Origin of the sequence: Streptomyces sp. NPDC014623 (assembly GCF_043088245.1) — a bacterium.
In the GTDB taxonomy this organism is placed as follows: Bacteria; Actinomycetota; Actinomycetes; order Streptomycetales; family Streptomycetaceae; genus Streptomyces.
Window position 1 is genome coordinate 831,921 of the sequence record NZ_JBIBZU010000001.1, and the last position, 18,156, is coordinate 850,076.

At 69.8% G+C, this 18,156-nt stretch carries 13 protein-coding genes; 8 read left to right on the top strand and 5 right to left on the bottom strand.

The window, feature by feature from the left end; translation table 11 throughout:
- Positions 1-572: 572 nt before the first annotated feature.
- The 3 genes from ACF1FZ_RS04060 to ACF1FZ_RS04070 form a co-directional block, all read right to left on the bottom strand.
- Positions 573-1,130 (bottom strand): RNA polymerase sigma factor, encoded by a 558-nt coding sequence (locus tag ACF1FZ_RS04060; protein ID WP_391771766.1) that lies wholly within the window; start codon positions 1,128-1,130, stop codon positions 573-575.
- 585 nt (positions 1,131-1,715) lie between these two features.
- The gene (locus ACF1FZ_RS04065; protein WP_391771767.1) at positions 1,716-2,249 is read right to left on the bottom strand and encodes a DUF1648 domain-containing protein; all 534 of its coding nucleotides are present in this window, start codon (positions 2,247-2,249) and stop codon (positions 1,716-1,718) included.
- A 1,474-nt stretch (positions 2,250-3,723) separates the two neighbouring features.
- Entirely contained in the window at positions 3,724-4,083 is a 360-nt protein-coding gene (locus ACF1FZ_RS04070; RefSeq protein ID WP_391771768.1) for a hypothetical protein, read from the bottom strand.
- Positions 4,084-4,371: 288 nt separating this feature from the next.
- Between ACF1FZ_RS04070 and ACF1FZ_RS04075 the strand changes: the two genes are divergently transcribed.
- The 7 genes from ACF1FZ_RS04075 to ACF1FZ_RS04105 all read left to right on the top strand — a co-directional run bounded on the left by ACF1FZ_RS04075 (position 4,372) and on the right by ACF1FZ_RS04105 (position 14,896).
- Entirely contained in the window at positions 4,372-6,948 is a 2,577-nt protein-coding gene (locus ACF1FZ_RS04075; RefSeq protein ID WP_391771769.1) for a polysaccharide lyase family 8 super-sandwich domain-containing protein, read from the top strand.
- 680 nt (positions 6,949-7,628) lie between these two features.
- Positions 7,629-7,937, top strand: a complete 309-nt coding sequence (locus ACF1FZ_RS04080) for a hypothetical protein (RefSeq protein ID WP_015610155.1) — start codon at positions 7,629-7,631, stop codon at positions 7,935-7,937.
- Positions 7,938-8,132: 195 nt separating this feature from the next.
- Positions 8,133-9,002 carry a hypothetical protein gene (locus ACF1FZ_RS04085; RefSeq protein WP_391771770.1) on the top strand — a complete coding sequence of 290 codons (870 nt, stop codon included), beginning with the start codon at positions 8,133-8,135 and terminating at the stop codon, positions 9,000-9,002.
- The gene (locus ACF1FZ_RS04090) at positions 8,992-10,314 is read left to right on the top strand and encodes a hypothetical protein (protein ID WP_391771771.1); all 1,323 of its coding nucleotides are present in this window, start codon (positions 8,992-8,994) and stop codon (positions 10,312-10,314) included. The genes ACF1FZ_RS04085 and ACF1FZ_RS04090 overlap by 11 nt, the downstream gene beginning before the upstream one ends.
- A complete protein-coding gene (locus ACF1FZ_RS04095; protein WP_391771772.1) occupies positions 10,311-11,861 on the top strand; it encodes an SCO6880 family protein in 1,551 nt (516 codons plus the stop codon). Before ACF1FZ_RS04090 ends, ACF1FZ_RS04095 begins: the two co-directional genes overlap by 4 nt.
- Before the next feature lie 19 nt (positions 11,862-11,880).
- Entirely contained in the window at positions 11,881-13,299 is a 1,419-nt protein-coding gene (locus ACF1FZ_RS04100; RefSeq protein ID WP_391771773.1) for an ATP-binding protein, read from the top strand.
- 1 nt (position 13,300) lies between these two features.
- Positions 13,301-14,896 carry a type VI secretion protein gene (locus ACF1FZ_RS04105; RefSeq protein ID WP_391771774.1) on the top strand — a complete coding sequence of 532 codons (1,596 nt, stop codon included), beginning with the start codon at positions 13,301-13,303 and terminating at the stop codon, positions 14,894-14,896.
- 4 nt (positions 14,897-14,900) lie between these two features.
- Here ACF1FZ_RS04105 and ACF1FZ_RS04110 read toward each other — a convergent pair whose 3' ends face one another.
- A complete protein-coding gene (locus ACF1FZ_RS04110) occupies positions 14,901-15,458 on the bottom strand; it encodes a GNAT family N-acetyltransferase (protein WP_391771775.1) in 558 nt (185 codons plus the stop codon).
- Between the two features lie 296 nt (positions 15,459-15,754).
- Here ACF1FZ_RS04110 and ACF1FZ_RS04115 point away from each other — a divergent pair, with 296 nt between their 5' ends.
- On the top strand, positions 15,755-16,597 hold the full coding sequence (locus ACF1FZ_RS04115) for an IS5 family transposase (RefSeq protein WP_391771776.1): 843 nt from the start codon (positions 15,755-15,757) through the stop codon (positions 16,595-16,597).
- 361 nt (positions 16,598-16,958) lie between these two features.
- Here ACF1FZ_RS04115 and ACF1FZ_RS04120 read toward each other — a convergent pair.
- Positions 16,959-18,156, bottom strand: a 1,198-nt coding sequence (locus ACF1FZ_RS04120; protein ID WP_391771777.1) for an endo-1,4-beta-xylanase, incomplete at its 5' end; no start/stop codon positions are given.

The following is an 18,156-nucleotide window of genomic DNA, read 5'->3' on the forward strand; positions in this document are numbered from 1 at the left end:
TCTCGTGATCACGCAAGGCGTACCGCCGGGGCGCCCGCACCTGCGGACTCGACCACCCGGATCTCAAGGACCTGGCCTGGACATCCCTTGGAACACGGCTGCCTGTGGGGCGCCCCGCCCCCGGACGCCAGGACTCCCGCCAGAGCCAGGAATGCCAGGTCCTGGAGTCGGCGCGATGTGCGCCTTCGCGCCCTGCCCGGGCACATGGCTGCTCGACGACCGCGCCTCGACGGTGACCGGTGCCATTTCGCCGGATGCCGCTCCGGTGGTGCCGTCTGCGCGTATGTCCGTTGCTGCCGGTGCCGTGACACCCGGGGTCAGCCGGCAGCTGCCATCCGCACAGGACCGTTCCAGACGTCCGCGTGAAATCGTCTGTCCCAGCCCGATCGCCCAGCAGGTGGGACAGCCGCGCAGCACCACGACGCCCAGGGGTGCGAGCAGCAAGCTGAGCGGACCGAAGACGGGCAGCAACATGACCGATCCGGCGAACAGCCCGAACCCGATGACTCCCCGCGCCAGGTGAAGGGGGACGGAGCTGCTGGCGAACGACCTCTCGTCCGGCACGCCTGCTTTCACCGCGGTGCGCTCCCGTCCGGGACGTCCAGTTCGGTGCGCACGGCGACGCGGGCACGGTGCAGCCGGGACTTCATCGCAGCTGTGCTGAGCCCGAGGGACTTGGCCACAGCATTGCCCGGCAGGCCCTGGACGTCACGCATGATCAGCACACGGCGCTGGTCCGCGGGCAACGACGCGATGGCCGAGGCCACGCGCTCGCTCTCCAGTCTGCCCAGCACATCGTCCTCGGCCGACGGAGTGACCGCCGCGGCTCTCGGCTCGTGCCTGCGCGACATGGCCCGCGCGCGCCGCAGACATTCGTGGCGCACGATCTGGAACATCCATGAAGCGAGCGCACCTGCCGCACGGAGTGTCCCGATCTCGCGGAACAGAACGATCATGGCTTCCTGTGCCGCGTCCTCCGCGTCCTGGCTGCTCGCACAGAGCGAGAACGCGAAACGCCGCACATGCGGATGCGTTCCTGAGACCAAGGCGGCTATCGCCGCCTCGTCCCCGCTCCGGGCCGCGGCGACGAGTTGCCCTCCCGGCCACGCGGACCTCGTGGGGCTAGCCATGTGAACGCGCCCTCCTCCACAGGAACAGCACGCAGCTGCACACCAGCACGGCCGTGACCACCACGGCGACTACGACTACGGTCATGAGGACCTCCTTCGACGCGCCGGCCCCACGGCCCGCACCTCCATAAGAGGAACCGGCCGGGAAAAGGATTCGAGGCCGCCGGCCGGCCCGCACGATGTCTCACCCGTCCGATCCGTTTCCGCACACCGCGGTACGGCCGTCCGGCGGTCCGGACCGGGAGCATCACCGGCCCGGGACCGCAGGAGGAGGCGGCGGCAGCGGCGGAAAGGGTGGCGGGGCGGAGAGGGCGGCGGGGGCGGAGGCGGCTCTCCATCACCGGCAGCAGCGGCCCGCCCGCAGCCCGGCCGTGCTCGGCTCATCGCGGCGGCGTGCGGGCGGGTGCGTCATCGCGTGCGAAGACGAGCCGGACGGCCCCGCCGACGAGTGCGTGGACCGTCAGCAGCCGGCAGCGGACACGGGTGATCCTGGCCGTGAACCCGTCTGCCAGGAGCTTCTTCGCGTGGCGTATCAGCCGGCGTCAACCGTGACGCCGTCAGATCGGGAGGGCTCGGTGAACGGGCTCACCGCTTTCGGCCACTCACGGCCGCAGCGACCGTCACCGCACTGCCGGCAAGGAGTGGCAGAGTCATCGCCGCGAAAAGCCACGCGGGCACGTCCGGGTCCGGCGTGGAACGCCAGAGCATTCCGCAGCCCGCGAGGAACGAGATGCCGATACAGGTGTTGAACAGCAGCAGCGCACGTGCGGTCCGGCGTGCCGAGGCACGACTGCCGGGCCTGTTGATCAGGGACGACGCCGCCTGCGCAGCGGCGAACGGTGCAGCGCCGGCGCTCGGCATCTCATCGCGCGGTGTCACTCGCAACGTCAGTTCCGCGCAACCAGCCATCAGTACCGTCACCCCCGCATACACGAAGACCAGCACGAACGCGCTGCCGATCGACCTGTCGGTCCAGGCGTCCACTCCGTCGACCCCGATGTGCTTCGGTATCCGACCCGGTAGGTGCGGATAGCGGAGCGTTCCCCACGTCGCCAACCCGACGAGCAGGGCGGCGTTCGGGAGCAACCACGGCCGGACAGGACAGGAGAAGGACGCCATGGAACCGATCATCCAATGAGAGCCCGAGGCTGAAAAGGGGTCACTGCACCCCCGGCGTCGTACCGCAGCTCGGCAGCGTCGACCTGGATCAGTCACATCGTCCTGTTTCCCCGGAGGCGGAAGCCCGGGTACAGAAGTACCGCGTGCTGTTGCGCCGCGCCGCGGCCACCGCACCGTCACGCGACTCCGTACACTCCATCGCCCGGAATCCGCGAGAGGTTCAAGAGGTCCACACCCGCTCGGCAGGAGCCGTCCTGCTGCGCACAAGGCGAAACCTGTGTCCACGGTGCCGCCGTTCAGAGCTTTGTCGCGCTCACCGGGAGCAGCGCCGCCGGCGGTGCGACACTCCGGACGAGCCCGTCCGCCTGAGCCGCTCCCATCCGCGCCGCCAAGGAGACGCACGGCCGTGGACGACCTCCCCACCGAGTTCACCTGGCCCCCTGCCACCCCCGAGGGCGCCGAGGGCGCGGGGCCCTGGGTCGACATCACCGTTCGGCCTCGGAGATCTCGCACCTCTCCGCGAGACCGGTGACCCGGGTGCGGTGGTGACCACCACCGCGCAGAAGGGGGAGGCATGCGCGAAGGGCATCGGGGCGGGCGGGTCCGACCCCTTCGCCGAACCCGGGGGCCCCCACAGGGATGCCCCCGGCAACAGCTGAGGCTCCCGAGGCGGCGTCCACACTCATCCGCACCTGCACGCCGGGGTCGCCCCACAGTGAGCGAGGCCGATTACCTCTGCGACTCGCGCACGGAAATCTATCCCGACGAGAGTAGACATTCAGTAGCTGCGTAGCTATGGTTTCTTCCGTAGCCGAGATCGAGAAGGGCCCGGCAGAGACGAACTGCCGGGCAGCAGTACACGCAGTCGCAGAGCGGTGCGGTGGTGGAGTTCCGAAGCCAGGGTGGTTGCAGGACGGCGACGGGACTGACGACCGGACCGGGGGGCCCGCAGTCATCAGGGGCCGCCACGAGCAGTACCGCAGTTCACGCAACATCGATCGGCACACGCAGTACCCGCAGTACGCAGTTGGGAAAGCAGTTCAACACGAGGGAAGAACGGAGGAGCCCAGCGCCATCGGGATCGCCCGGGCGGGTTCATGAGCCCGGGTACCGCAGGACATCGATAGTGAGGTGGTCTCCGGTCGAGCAACCGCGATCCCCGCACCCCGGCAGCCTGTAGGCCGGGTCAGCGGAAACAGATGGTCGGCGCAGTATGAGGGCCGGCAGATGGTGTAGCAGTTCCTTCGGGGCCCTGGTGCCGGTACGGCGCCAGGGCCCCTCCACGCATTCCCCGGAGAGGTGCGAGGACGGCGGAGGACAGCAGATGTCCTGTCCGGCCGTCTCGCTGACGACGTCCCGCACCCCGTCCGCGCCGCGGGCCGGGCCGCCGGGCGTCTGAGGGGCGCGTAGAAGCCCGCCGGGTACCCCCGGACATCAGGCGGTACCGACGGGTTCCTCGGTGTCTGCGGTGGAGTCAGTGGTCGGAGTAGCTGAAGTCACCCATGGTCCAGGCACTGACGTCGTCGATCGCCACGCGGTACATCCCGCCGGTCTCCGGAATCCCCACCGTGCCCTGCAGGATCCGCGCCACGTGGAAGTGCAGGTGTGTCGGCGGCTTGTCCTCGCGCTTCGGGGCGGTGAAGACGGCGGAGAAATCGCTCAGGCGGGCCGAGTCCGCCAGAACCTCCGACACCCGCTGCCGCCAGACTGCTTCAGGAGCCAGCCGGCCGGTGATGACAGCACCGCCGGCGACCACGGTCAGAGACATCTGATTGCTGTGCCCGGACTCCACCAGCGTGGCGACATCAACGAGCAGTTCGTCAGGCTTCGACATGGGAGCAGATTCTAATCACCGTCGGCCCGGCCGGCTCGGGCGGTGCTGCCCCGGCGCCGAGCGCGGGACCGAACAGCGCGGACGAGGGTGACGCGCCCGGCCCCATCGCCCCCCGCGGCGCTCGGATCGTGCGGCACGCCGGCAGGAGCCGCCGCAGGAGCAGGAGCTGTCATACGAGCCGCCGTGAACAACGCCCCGCCCGTTGACACGGATGAGGAACCATTGCTTGTGTGGAGACCACGGCACCACGGGAACAAGCGCTTACAGACCGGACTTCGGAGCGTGCTGGTGGAGCTCTCGCGTCGTTCTGCACTGTCCGTGATCCCCGCCGCCACGCTCTGGGCGCTGTCCCAGACGCTGCGGGCGGAGGCGACACCCCCTGCCGCTCCGCACTCCGCGGGCTCCGCGAAATCCGTGGACCAGGGCCGGGCGGCCATCCTCCGTAACACCGTCGCGGTCTTCGCCGGCACCGACGCGTCCAACGCCCGTCCCGAGGTCGCTCCGAAACTCGCCTCCCTGCGGGCGACGGCGCGCGCCCGGCTCGCAGCGATGGACGGCGCCGGGCAGGGCGAGCTCTTCGAGGGCGTTCCGCTCGGCACCAGTGACCCCAACCTGAGCGCCTCCTACCAGTACCTCTACGAGATCGCCCTGGCCGCCTGTCTCCCCGGCACCGGCGCCGCCGGCCTGCCTGACGGCACAACGCTGCGGCGCCGAGTCGTCGACGGCCTGGCCCGCCTCCACGACGACTGGTTCGGTGACCAGTCGAAGGGCTACTACGGAAACTGGTTCCACTGGGAGATCGGGATTCCCTCCCACGTGACCAGGACCCTGGTCCTCCTCAGGAACGAGGTCGCGGCACACCGGCCGGAGCTCACAGCGACGTATATCGCGTCCATGGACGCGTACCTCCGCAACGGCAAGGACGGCGACGTCGATCTCGACTCGCGCTTCCACACCGGCGCCAACCTCGCCGACATCACGACGAACCGGATCCTGCAAGGCGCCCTGACCGGCGACGACGCCCGCATCACCAAAGCCCTCGCCGACCAGCTGACCGTCTTTTCCACGATCGACCCCTACCAGCCGCGCCACGGGGTCACCGACGGCTTCTACGCCGACGGTTCCTTCGTGCAGCACTCCTCCGTCGCGTACACCGGCTCCTACGGCAAGGGCCTGCTCACCCGGACCGTCCAGACCATCAAGATCCTCGACGGCTCCGGTTACGTCCCCGACGACAACCTGGCCGGCGTCGTCCAGGGCTGGGTAGCCGACGGTTTCGCCCCGCTGATCTTCGAGGGCTGGATGATGGAGATCGTCAAAGGGCGTGCGGTCTCGCGGGCCGGCACGGGCTACGCGGATGTCACCGCCGTGGTGGAGGCCGTCGCCGACCTGTCCGCGTACACGGCCGGCAGCGACGCCGAGGCCCTTGCCGGTTACGTAAAATTCGTCCGGCAGACCTCGAAGGCGGGCCTCGACACCACGTCCTTCGTCTCCCCCGTCAGCATCGCCCGCTACGCCGACATCCTGGCTTCCCCCACCCCTGCCAGGGACCTCGTCCCCGCCGCATCGCACGCCGCGTTCCACGCGATGGACCGGACCGTCCACCGCCGCCCCGGCTACGCCTTCGCCCTGGCCCGCAGCTCCACGCGCATCAGCACGTACGAGTACATGAACGGCGAGAACCTGATGCCCTGGTTCCAGGGCACCGGCGCCCACTACCTCTACCTGTCCGGCACGGACCAGCGGCAGGCGTTCGGCATCGACTACTTCACCGCCGTCGAGCCCTACCGCCTCGCAGGTGTCACCGCACCCGTCGAGCCACGGCGCACCGTTCCCGAGCTCTACGGCACCCTCTGGTACGACAATCCGGAGCGCGGCTTCACGTCGTCCTCCGAACCGCAGAACACATACGTCTACTTCCCCCGTGCCACCCATGCGTTCTCCGGCGGCGCCCGCCTCGGCGCCTACGGTGCGGCCGGTCTCGTGCAGTCCGACGACGCCGCGTACGCCGCCCACCGGGCAGGCACCCTGCCCGAGGACTTCGTCGCCTACCGAGCGGCGCGTGCCACCAGGTCGTGGTTCATGTTCGACGACGAGATCCTCGTACTCTCCGCGGGCGTGGCGGGACTCGCGGGCCGCGCGGTGACCACGACGGTCGACACCCGCATCGCCGCCCCCTCCTCCCCCGTCCTCCTCACCGGCGGCCTCCGTGACGGGGCACCCTGGCGCAGGGCCGGGTCCGCCCCGCCGGCCTGGCTGCGGTACGCCGACGAAGGGCAGAGAACCGCGGTCGGGTACGTCTTCCTGTCCGGCCCGCCGCCGGTCGTGGCACTGGACACGGTCACGCGCAGCCGGCGTCTCGTGCGCCTGGCCAACGCGGACACAGCGGTCACCAAACAGGTCTTCACGCTGTCCTACGAGCAGGCTGCCGGGGGGCGTCCGGTCTCCATGGCGCACGCCCTCGTCCCGAACGCCACCGCACAGCAGCTGGCGTCCTACGCCCGCGGCCCGCTCACGGTGCTGTCCAACACCGAACGCCTGCAGGCCGCAGCACACAGCCGCCTGGGCATCACCGCCGTCAACGCCTTCACCCCGGGGACCCACCGGGCGGGGCGCCTCTCGACCGACGGCCCGGCGTCGGTCATGCTGCGGTGGACCGAGGACGGTACGTACTCCATCGCGGTGGCCGACCCCACGACGGCACGGCGCTCCGTCTCCGTCACCCTCCACGGCCGGCCCCTGCGGCGGGTCTCCGCCGATTCCGGAGTCCGCGTCCGCCGCGTCCCCGGCGGCACCCGCCTCGACGTCACGACCCACCACGCCTACGGCCGCAGCTTCACGGCGGCGCTGCGCGAGAGTCCCTGAGAGAACCGGCGACGGCCACCGGCGGCCCGGCCCTCCTCGTACGATGACCGCGCACGGATGCGCGAGCGGGCACGGATGCGCGAGCGGGCACGGCCGACGATGGAAGAACGAGCGGTCGTACGTCCAGAAGGCCCGGCACCCCGCCCCCGGGGCCCACAGGAAGCGGTGGTGATCCGCGCCGAGGGGGCGGGGCCCGTCCCACCGAATCGAAAGCGTTCCCGTCCGGCCACTCCTGACGCGGCTTCACACCACCACCCCACTGGACGCCCCCGCCCCGGGGCCGGGCCCCTTGTACGCACAGCGCTGCGGCCGCGGAGTCCGCGACGCTTTCCCCGCAAGCCCCCTGATGACGCGTCGGCCCGAAGCCACCGGCGCGCACACGGCTCTCGAACAGCGCGTACGAAACCCTCGCGTCCTGTGAACGCATCAACCGCACCCGGGACCACTGGCCACCGTTGTTGCTAGCCGTCACAGCCCGTGATACACAGAGTAACCATGCATATGCGAGCCGGATCCGGGACGAGCCGCAGGTCAGGGTGCCCCCTCCGGTCAAACGTGCGAGATTCGGGTAAAGAGACCCGAGAAGACGTCGTGCGATACCGGTTTCATCAGCGAAGATAGAGACCGACCCGTGTCGCACGGCACGGGCTGCGAACTACCCAACAGGGGCGGTGACTTACATGATCCTGGCAGCAGAAAAGGGCGACATCACCACCATCATCGGCGGAATCGCCCCGAACTGGGGGCCGTTCGGAACCCTGGGCAACGAAGCACGCATCATGATCGAAGTGGTGATGGCGATCGCCATCCTGCTCTGCCTCGGCATCGCGATCTGGGGGGCGGCGAAGCAGCGCATCGGCGCGACGGCGTTGCGCGACACCTTCAGCGCGGAACAGGGCAAGGGCCTGATCGTGGCAGGGCTGACCGGCGTCTTCATCATCGGATCGCTGGGCACGCTGTTCACCATCGTGTACGGGATGGCTGTCTGACCCGGCGCCACCCGGCCACCCCGCCCTCCCTGTCCCCCGGGCCCACCCCCGTCCACCCACACCACCCGTCCGTCGTGCCCACCGGCAGAGGTTGCGTCCCCTGATGTCGAGTCACCACACCGCGTCCACGCGGAAACCAGCACCGCTACCGTCGTACCACGCGGAACTGCACACGGCTGAGGGGACGCACGCGTCATGAGCCAGGGCGATGAGCGCGGATACGGCGACAACGAGCCGCGGGGCCACACGGACGACGCGTACAGCACCATCGGCGGAACGCGCCAGACGCGCACGCGCCTGCCCGGCGGCGCCGACGACGGCGACGGCTACGGCCGCCGGCCCGCGCGGAGCTCCCGCTCGCTGATCATGGTGGTGGGTGTGGTGGTGCTGCTGATCGCAGCGATCGCGTTCGCGAACCAGGGCGGGGGCGGGACCCCGGGCACCGGCAGCGAGAAGAAACCGGACGCGGCGGGAGCAGGCTCCACGGCCGCGACGGGTACGGAACCGGTCCAGGGCAAGAACGGCACGATCGCCTCGGGTTTCGCGCACGACGAGCAGGGGGCGCAGAGCGCGGCGGCGAATTACGCGGTGGCGCTGGGGTCGGCGGAGATGTTCGACAAGACGAAGCGTGACGGCATCCTGAACGCGGTCATTGCTCCAGCTTCCATCGACAAGTTCCGGACCACACTCGATGAGGCCTACTCGACCGACTTCTTCAGGAACCTCGGCCTCAACGACGACGGCACCGCCCCTGCCGGCTTCACCTTCATCTCACGCACGGTTCCCATCGGCACAAAGACGACCGAGTCCTCCACCGACCAGGCAACCGTCGAAGTCTGGTGCTCCGGCCTGATCGGCTTGGCAGGTGAAGGGTCGACGAAACCGGTTACGGACGGCTGGTTCACCATCACCATGGAACTCGAGTGGCTCGACGGTGACTGGAAGGCCATCACCCACTCCCAGAAGGACGGCCCTGCCCCCGTGGGTGGCGACAACAGGGCATCGAGCGCCGACGAGATCGCCGGCGCGGTCAACGGGTTCGGAGGCTTCACCTATGCCCGGTAAGCCCTGGCGTCGTCCTGGGTCCGTCGTTGCCCTACTGGCCGCCCTGCAGGCCTCGCTCATCGTGTTCGCAACAAGAGCTGCGGCCGACCCGACACCCACGCCCAGCCCAAGCCCCAGCAACAACTCCTGCGACCTCATCTACGGCGCAGCCCGCGACTACTGCGAGGACGGCGACGCCGCCCCCCGCACCACACCCCCCACCGACGACGCCCTCGACCCCCTCTCCTCCCTCGCCCGGGGCTGCGCCGACGCCGCCGCCTACCTCGTCGGCAAGCTCAGCGAAGCCGTGGAGAGCACGGCGACCGTCGACTTCACCAACCCCACCTTCCGCACCCAGTACGCCGTCGTCTTCGCCGCGTCCACCATCCTGACCCTGGTCCTGTGGCTCTTCGCCGTGGCCAAGCGCGCCATAAGGGGCGTGCCGTTCACCACCGCGGTCTCCGAAGCCATCGGATTCCTCTGGCTCACGGTCCTGGCCTCGGCCTTCACCCCGCTCATCCTCTACGTGGTCGTCTCGGCCACCGACGGCGTGACCGAGGTGATCTCCGCCGCGACCGGCGGGCAGACCGACGTCTTCTTCGGGTCGTTCGCCGAGGCGCTCAAGAAGGGCACCGACATCGGCGGCGGACCGATCATGCTGATCGTCGTCTCGCTCGTGTCGATCCTCGCGGCCGGCATCCTGTGGCTGGAGCTCGTGATCCGGGCCGCCCTGCTCTACGTGGGCGCCCTGCTGGGAGTCGTGGTGTACTCCGGGCTGGTCGACAAGAACATGTGGGGCCACGTCCGCCGCTGGGCAGGCATCATGATCGCCGTGATCATGGTGAAGCCCGTCATCGTGATCGTGCTCGGGCTGGCCGGGGCACTCTCCGCGGACGACGGGCCCAACGCCTTCTCGGCCGTCGTCTCCGGCCTCGCCATCATCCTGCTGGCCATCTTCGCCTCCGCCATGATCTACCGCTTCGTCCCCGGCTTCGGCGACGAGATCCAGGGCGCCCGCACCAACCGCAAGCAGGCCACCGACGGCTCCCAGGCCGCCGCGATGATCAGCTCGCCCGCCGCTCTGGTCTCCCAGGGCATCAAGACCCACAGCGGCCGCAGCGGCGGCGGTGAAGGCGGGGGCGGAGGCGGCGCCCGGCCCGCCAACCCGGTCAGCGGCGGTGTCGCGGCCCACAGCTCCCGGAACACGGGCGGTGCCGCGCCCTCGCCCCGCAGCGGGGCCGGACCCACCGCCGGCACCCCCCACGGCAGCCGCTCCCCACGAGGCGGTTCAGGCAGCACAGGTAACACGAGCACAGGAGGGGGAGGGCGTTGACGACCCAGTCCCACACGATCGCGCCCCGCCGTACGTACCTCATCGGCCGCGCCCGGCCGAACGCGATCATCGGCAAGAACCGCGAGACGGGCGAGATCGCGCTGATCATCGCCGGGGCGTTCCTCGGCATGATGAGCGGGCTCCTCGTCCCGGTCCTCTCCCTGCGGATCGTGGCGCTCGTGGGCTTCCCCATGCTGGCCCTCGCCGTCGTGTACTTCCCCTACAAGGGCCGCACCTTCTACAAATGGTTCGAGATCAACCGCAGCTTCAAACGCACCCTGCGCCGCGGCACGGCCTACCGCTCCGCCGCCATGGAGGCCGGGGTCAGCGCCGACGGGCGCGAGGTGGAGATCGGGCCGCCGCCCGGCATCGGCCGGATCAGCTGGCTCGCCGCCCCGTTCGGCCCCGACGAGATCGCCGTACTGCTGCACGCCGACCGGCGTACGGTCACCGCCGCCATCGAGATCGAGGGCCCGGGCGTCGGTCTGCGCGACAGCGAGGACCAGGAGGCCCTGGTCGACCGCTTCGGCACCCTGCTCAAGCACGTGGCCAACGGTGACGGCTTCGTGACGCGCCTTCAGATGCTCGCCCGCACCCTGCCCGCCGATCCCGACGCGCACGCCAAGGACGTCGCCCAGCGCGGTGACAGGTCGGCACCCGGCTGGATCCAGGAGTCCTACGACCAGCTCCAGTCGATGGTCTCCACCTCCAGCGAGCAACACCGCGCCTACCTCGTCGCGTGCATGCACTACAGCCGTGACCTGGCGGCCGAGGCCAACGCCATGGCCCGTGCCATCCGCCCCCAGGGCGGCCGCAGGATCGACCGCGACGCGGGGCTCGCCGTCGTCATGGCACGCGAACTGACCGACATCTGCGCCCGGCTCGCCGAGGCCGACATCCGGGTCCGCCAGCCGCTCGGCCAGAGTCGGCTCGCCTCCCTCGTGCACTCGATGTACGACCCGGACCACCCCATCGACCACATCCAGGCGATGACGAAGCGCAACGCCTGGCCTGCCGAGCTGGACGCGGTCGAGCCGACGTTCCTGCAGGCCAAGACCCGCGAGTCGACGACGCGCGCTCCCTGGTGCCACTCCACGGCCTGGGTGAAGGAATGGCCGATGACACCCGTCGGCGTCAACTTCCTGGCGCCCCTCCTCGTGCACACGCCCGACGTGATCCGTACGGTCGCGGTCTGCATGGACCTCGAACCCACCGAGATCGCCATCGAGCGGATGCTGACGGAGAAGACCAACGACGACGCCGAGGCCAGTCGCCAGGCCAAGATGAACCGCACGGTCGACCCGCGCGACATCGCCGCGCACGGCAGGCTCGACCAGCGGGGTGAAGATCTCGCGAGCGGTGCGGCCGGGGTGAACCTGGTGGGGTACATCACCGTGTCGTCCCGGTCCCCCGAGGCCCTCGCCCGGGACAAGCGCACGATCCGGGCCTCGGCAGGCAAGTCGTACCTGAAGCTGGAGTGGTGCGACCGGGAGCACCACCGCGCCTTTGTGAACACCCTGCCGTTCGCCACCGGCATCCGTCGCTGAACGAAAGGACAGTCACGCCATGCGAGATCCGCTGTCCGCGTTGTCGGATGCCTTCACCGCCTTCCTCTTCGGCAACGTGGAGACGACCCGGCTGCCGGTGCGCACGTCCACGGGCCAGGCCCAGGCCGTCTACCTGCCCACCGCCGCGCCCGGCCTCGGCGACTCCGGCGTGATCATCGGGCGTGAGGTGTATTCGGGCAAGGGCTACATCTACGACCCGTTCCAGCTGTACGGGCAGCAGCTGCCCGCCCCGCACTGGCTGGTGCTCGGTGAGTCCGGCAACGGCAAGTCGGCGCTGGAGAAGACGTACGTGCTGCGCCAGCTCCGCTTCCGCGACCGCCAGGTCGTCGTCCTGGACGCCCAGGGCGAGGACGGCGTCGGCGAGTGGAACCTCATCGCCCAGGAGCTGGGCATCACGCCCATCCGGCTCGACCCGGCCGCCGCGCTGAACGACGGCATCCGGCTCAACCCCCTCGACCCGTCGATCACCACGACCGGACAGCTCGCCCTGCTCCGCACGATCATCGAGGTCGCCATGGGCCATGGCCTCGACGAACGGTCCGGCTTCGCACTCAAGGTCGCTCACGCCTACGTCAGCGCCACCATCACCGAACGCCAGCCGGTCCTGATGGACATCGTGGAGCAGCTGCGTCATCCGAAGCCCGAGTCGGCCGAGGCGATGAACGTGGACATAGACGACGTACGGGCCTGGGGCCTGGACGTCGCCCTCGTCCTGGACCGGCTCGTCGACGGTGACCTGCGCGGCATGTTCGACGGCCCGACCACGATCGGCATCGACCTCGACGCACCGCTGATCGTCTTCGACCTCTCGCACATCGACCGGAACTCCATCGCGATGCCCATCCTCATGGCGATCGTCGGCGTGTGGCTGGAGCACACCTGGATCAGGCCCGACCGGAAGAAACGCATCTTCCTCGTCGAAGAGGCCTGGCACATCATCAACTCGCCGTTCGTGGCCCAGCTCTTCCAGCGCCTGCTGAAGTTCGGGCGACGCCTCGGGCTGTCCTTCGTCGCGGTCGTCCACCACCTCAGCGACGTCGTCGACGGAGCCGCGGCGAAGGAAGCGGCGGCCATCCTGAAGATGGCCTCCACCCGCACGATCTACGCCCAGAAGGCGGACGAGGCCAGAGCGACGGGCAAGGTCATCGGTCTGCCCAGATGGGCGGTCGAGATCATCCCGACGCTCACCCCCGGCATCGCCGTGTGGGACGTCAACGGCAACGTGCAGGTCGTCAAGCACCTGATCACCGAGGCGGAGCGCCCCCTGGTCTTCACCGACCGCGCGATGACCGAGGGCTCCACCATGGACCTGCTCCCCGAGGACGTACGCGCGGCGGAGCTGGAGGCGGAGCAGCGGGCGGCGAGGATCGAGAACCAGCAACGGCTGAACGAGTCGTCCGAATCAACGGTGGCATGACATGGCACGCCAGGCACCGTCCGGTCCGGGACGCGGCGGCGAGGGCCAGGGCGGCGGCATCCCGGACGGCCTGCTGATCGGCCTCCTGGTCTGTCTCTTCGGGCTCATGGTGCTGGCCTGGACGGCCACGGGCCTGGCCGGGCTGTTCGCCCACGGGGGGTGGCCGGACGGAGTCACGTTCATGCGGACGCCGCTGGCCCTGCGCGCCCTGGCCGTCGAGCCGTCGGACCTGCCGGGTGCCTGGCCGGACACCCCGCCGGGCGAGCTCTCCGGGTACGGACTGTTCTGGGGCCTGTTCATCGGTGAGGTGATGGTGCTCCTGGTGCTGACGGTGTTCGTGGCCGGTGCGGTGGCGCGCTGGCGGCTGGTCCGGAAGCGGAAGGGCACGGTCCCCGCACCGTACGCACCCGAAGGGGAACCCGTACGCACCCGTCCGGCGGCCCAGGAGTCCCTGCGGGAAGCGACGCCCGCCCAAGCACCCCCGGCGCCCGTCGCGACCACCCCCGCCCCGGCGCCCGTCGAGAGGGACCCGGCCCCCACGGCCTCCGCGTACGCCCAGGAGACCGCGCCCCTCGCCGCGTACACGCAGCAGACCGCACCCGCCGGACCCGAACCCCTCACCGCGTACGCGCGGGAGGTCTCCCCGCCGGTCCCCGCACCGCGCACCCCCCACGTCCTCTACGGCCCCTCCGCCGCCCGCCGCCCCAGCGTCGTCCGGGCCGTCCGGGACGCCGCCGGCTCCGCCCTCGTCGTGACCTCGGACCCCACCGTCTGGGCCGAGACGAAGGACGCCCGCAGCAAGCTGGGCCCGGTCCTCGTCTACGACCCCGGCCACCTCTGCGACACCCCGGCCCGCCTCCACTGGTCGCCCACCGCCGGCTGCGAGGACCCCGCCACCGCGGCCTCCCGGGCTGCCGCGCTCCTCACCCCGGTCCGCCCCCTGGCCAGGACCGACGCGGCCGTCGCCGACACCGCCCGGACGCTGCTCCAGTGCTGGCTGCACGCCGCCGCCGTGGACGGCCGCCCCTTCCGCCAGGTCCACCGCTGGGCCTCCGGCTCCGGCGGCCACGAGCCGGTCCGCCTGCTCCGCACCCATCCCAAGGCCGCCTCCGGACTCGCCGGGCTCCTCGAGTCCGCGCTCACCGCCTACCCCGAACGCCGGGAGGCGGCCCAGGAACTGACCGTACGGGCCTTCTCGGCGCTCTCCTCGGTCCACGTCCGTGAGACGTGCACACCCAACCGATCCGATGCGCTCGTGCTGGATTCTTTTGCACGTGAGGGGGGAACGCTCTATGTGGTCGGTGAACCCATCGAGGATCCCCGCCGCCACCCCGGTGCGATGCCCCTGCTCACCGCACTCACCTCGCACGTGGTCGAGCACGGCCGCCGCATGGCCGCACGGTCAACCGACGGTCGGCTCGACCCACCAATGACGCTCGTCCTCGACGACGTCGCGGCGGTGGCTCCGCTTCCCCAGCTTCCGGAGCTGCTGTCGGCCGGCCGGGACCAGGGACTGCCCGCACTGGTCCTTCTCCGCTCCGAGGAACAGGCCCGTGCCCGGTGGCAAGAACGCCTGCCGGCACCCGGTCCGGGCTGATCCCCTACCGCTTCCGACGGCGGATCTCGAACTCCAGCTCCAGGGCCGTGGGATCACCCTCCATGGGCAGTGTCCGCCCGGTCGGTGCGAAGCCGATCCGGCGGTAGGAGGCTTCGGCCCGCGCGTTGGCCTCGTGGACGTAGAGACGCACCCGCTCCAGCGGCGGCCCGGACAACGACCAGGACCACTCGATCGCCTCGAGGAACAGTGCGTCCACCAGCCCGCGCCCCCGGTGCCCCGGCCTGACGAACACCCCCACCAGGTGGGCCTGATCGACCTCGGCCGCCTCCCCGAAACCAGGCTCGCCCGCCGGCCGCTCGACGAGTGCCGAGACGGTCCCCGCCCACAGCCCGTCGGGCGCCTCGGCGATGAACTGACGGCTGTGCTCCCCCACGGCAGCGCCCGCCGTCCGCTCCTGCCAGAACACATCGGGCTTGGCCAGCGCCTGCTCGTACGTCTCCAGGAACGCGATCGGGGCAGCCGGATCCCGCAGAGCCGCCAGCCGGAGCTCCTTGGCCCGCCGCCACTCCTCGGCCCGCACCGCACGCACCACGTATTCCATCCGCCGATCGTGCCCTTCCGCCCCCACCACGGCAAACGAGATACACCGGCCCGGTCGTCCCTCCGGCGACAGAGCGTTCTCAAAGAGCGTTTCTCCACCAGGAGCGTTTGTCCGCAGTTTGGGTGGCGGGCCGCTTCGGGACAGCCGAGGGAGCGGATATCGATTGTGGTAGGCGCGGTAGGTGACGGCTTTGGAGAGCTCTATTCGCCTCCTTCGCCCCTGTCTGATCCCAACATGCCCCAGTCACCCCTGTTTGCGCCCTACGGAGAGACGACGCGCATCAGCACTACTGAGACGTGTCTCGCCGGCAGCGGCCTTATCCGAGTGACTTGTCCGACGCCCGTTGGGAACTTCTTGAGCCCGCTCTGACAGCCTGGCGTACCGAACGCAGAGGGAAAGGCCTAGACACAGGCCGGCCGCCCGAGCACGACCTGCGCCGGATCATGGACGCGATCCTCTACGTCGACCGGACCGGAATTCCCTGGCGTTGTCTGCCCCACGGCTTCGCTCCGCGGGAGACCGCCTACGGGTGCTTCGCCGCCTGGCAGAAGGACGCGGTCTTCGACCATCTCAACGGCCTGCTCCGACGCCTCGTCCGCGAAGCCGAAGGCCGTGACGCCGAGCCGAGCGCCTGCGTGCTCGACGCCCAGAGCATCAAGACCTCGGCCAACGTGCCTGCGGCAGGTCAGGGCATCGACGCAGGCAAGAAGATCGCAGGCCGCAAACGCCGCATCGGCGTCGACACACTCGGCCTCCTCCTGGCCGTGCTGGTCACGGCCGCCAGCGTCTCCGACAATGCCGGTGGCATTCATGTGCTTTCGAGCATCGCCGCCGACCACCCGCGCATCACCCAAGCGCGGGTCGACAACGGCTACCGGACCGAAGTCATCGGCCGTGGTGCCCGCCTCGGCATTGATGTGGAAGTCACCCGCCGCGATCCCGCCCAGAAGGGCTTCAAGGTGATTCCGCGGCATGGGGTTGCCGAGCGGACCTTCGGCTGGCTCATGCATCACCGCCGCCTGGCCCGCGACCACGAGGCCCTCCCTCACCGCTCCGAAGCCATGGTCCACCTCGCCATGATCGGCCTCATGAGCCGTAGGCTCACTCGCGGATCGACCCCGAGCTGGCGCCACGCGTGACCACGGCGTAAAGCACTGCCATGAGCTCGCCGGCCTATGCCGCAATACGCTGAATCGCTGGCCCACTACATCGACGCAATCATGCAGATATGGCGTCGGAAGGCCCGCATGCTCACGCATCAGGGCAATGGCCTGCACGTTTCGACCGGCCGAAACGAGGCTGTCCACCTCCCGGCGGACCTCCGCGGACAGCCGGTCCCACAAGGCGTTCTCCATATCTGCATCGAATCCCACGTGCCACCCTCTCGAGCGACCGTGACCTACTCGACTTCGCCGCCTCATCAAACGCCCCTGGCGGAACAAGACACTCTTTGACTCTCACTGTCATCGACACCGAACCGAGAGAGCGCACCTTGGTTCCTCACGCCTCGTCAAAGGCCTCGAGCAGGCGCTCGTACGCCAGCTTCGGCCGCAGGGCCGCGTCCCACGGCAGGGAATCGGCCGTGCGCGGAGGATAGATCCTGGTGTCGGCGGTGGAACCGTACCGGTCGGTGAATCCCCATGTGGAGAACGACGTGCAGTTCGGCTCCTCCAGGCAGACCCGCAGCTTGCCCGCCATCTCATCAGCCTGGGTCTGCCGCCCGTCCTCCTCGTCCTCACCTATGGGGACGTCCATCTCCGACACCCGCGCCTGAACCCCGAGCTCCGCCAGATCCCGCACATGGCTGCGGAAGGTCTCCGGGTCGATGCGGTCGCCGGGTGCGTACTCATGGTTCTGGAAACCCACGCCGTCGATCGGTACGCCGCGTTCCTTGAGCCGCTTGACCAGATCGTAAAGGGCGTCCCACCGCTCGCCTTCCTCCTCGACCCCGTACTCGTTGAGAAACAGCCGTGCCTTCGGATCGGCCCGGTGGGCGGCCCTGAACGCCTCGTCGATGTACTCCTCGCCCATGGCCTCGAACCACGGGCTCTGCTCGGAGCGCAGACCGAGATCCCCGTTGGTGTAGCTCTTCTCGTCGTCGGACATGGGTTCGTTGACCACATCCCATTCCGCGACTTTTCCCTTGAAGTGCCCGGCGACCATGGCGATGTGCCGGAGCATGGTCCGGCGCACCTCCTCGGGGTCGTCGTTCTCCCGCATCCAGTTGGGCAGAGCCTCGTGCCAGACGAGGGTGTGCGCGTGCACCTTCATGTCGTTTGCGCGGGCGAAGCGTACGAGTAGGTCCGCGTCGCGGAAGTCGTAGACGCCCCGGCGTGGGTGGAGGAACTGTGGCTTGAACGCGTTCTCCGGAGTGAGCATGGAGAACTGGCTCCCCGCGAGCGCCCGGTAGCGTGAGTCGGTGAGCAGCGGGTTCTCGGCCAGGGCGGCGCCGACGTCGAACGGCCGCCCCACGTCTGCGGCCCGCGCACGCAGCGAGTCGTCGGACTGCTCCTGGCGTAGCTGCGGCGCCTTGATCACGCGGAGCGAGTCACCGCTCTCTGCCCGCGCGATCAGCTGTGTCAGACGCCATCCCTCGCGGCGCCCGTCTTCGCCCGCGTCCGCCTCCAGACCGAACCAGACAGTGCCCTCGGCGAACACCCCCGGGTCCTGCACGGTTCCCAGGCGCCGCCCGTCGGCT

Bases quoted from the DNA above. Each gene is read 5' to 3' on its own strand.
- ACF1FZ_RS04105 (WP_391771774.1), top strand. From the start codon at position 13,301: ATGGCACGCCAGGCACCGTCCGGTCCGGGACGCGGCGGCGAGGGCCAG.
- ACF1FZ_RS04060 (WP_391771766.1), bottom strand. From the start codon at position 1,130: ATGGCTAGCCCCACGAGGTCCGCGTGGCCGGGAGGGCAACTCGTCGCC.
- ACF1FZ_RS04085 (WP_391771770.1), top strand. From the start codon at position 8,133: ATGAGCCAGGGCGATGAGCGCGGATACGGCGACAACGAGCCGCGGGGC.
- ACF1FZ_RS04080 (WP_015610155.1), top strand. From the start codon at position 7,629: ATGATCCTGGCAGCAGAAAAGGGCGACATCACCACCATCATCGGCGGA.
- ACF1FZ_RS04065 (WP_391771767.1), bottom strand. From the start codon at position 2,249: ATGGCGTCCTTCTCCTGTCCTGTCCGGCCGTGGTTGCTCCCGAACGCC.
- ACF1FZ_RS04090 (WP_391771771.1), top strand. From the start codon at position 8,992: ATGCCCGGTAAGCCCTGGCGTCGTCCTGGGTCCGTCGTTGCCCTACTG.
- ACF1FZ_RS04110 (WP_391771775.1), bottom strand. From the start codon at position 15,458: ATGGAATACGTGGTGCGTGCGGTGCGGGCCGAGGAGTGGCGGCGGGCC.
- ACF1FZ_RS04070 (WP_391771768.1), bottom strand. From the start codon at position 4,083: ATGTCGAAGCCTGACGAACTGCTCGTTGATGTCGCCACGCTGGTGGAG.
- ACF1FZ_RS04100 (WP_391771773.1), top strand. From the start codon at position 11,881: ATGCGAGATCCGCTGTCCGCGTTGTCGGATGCCTTCACCGCCTTCCTC.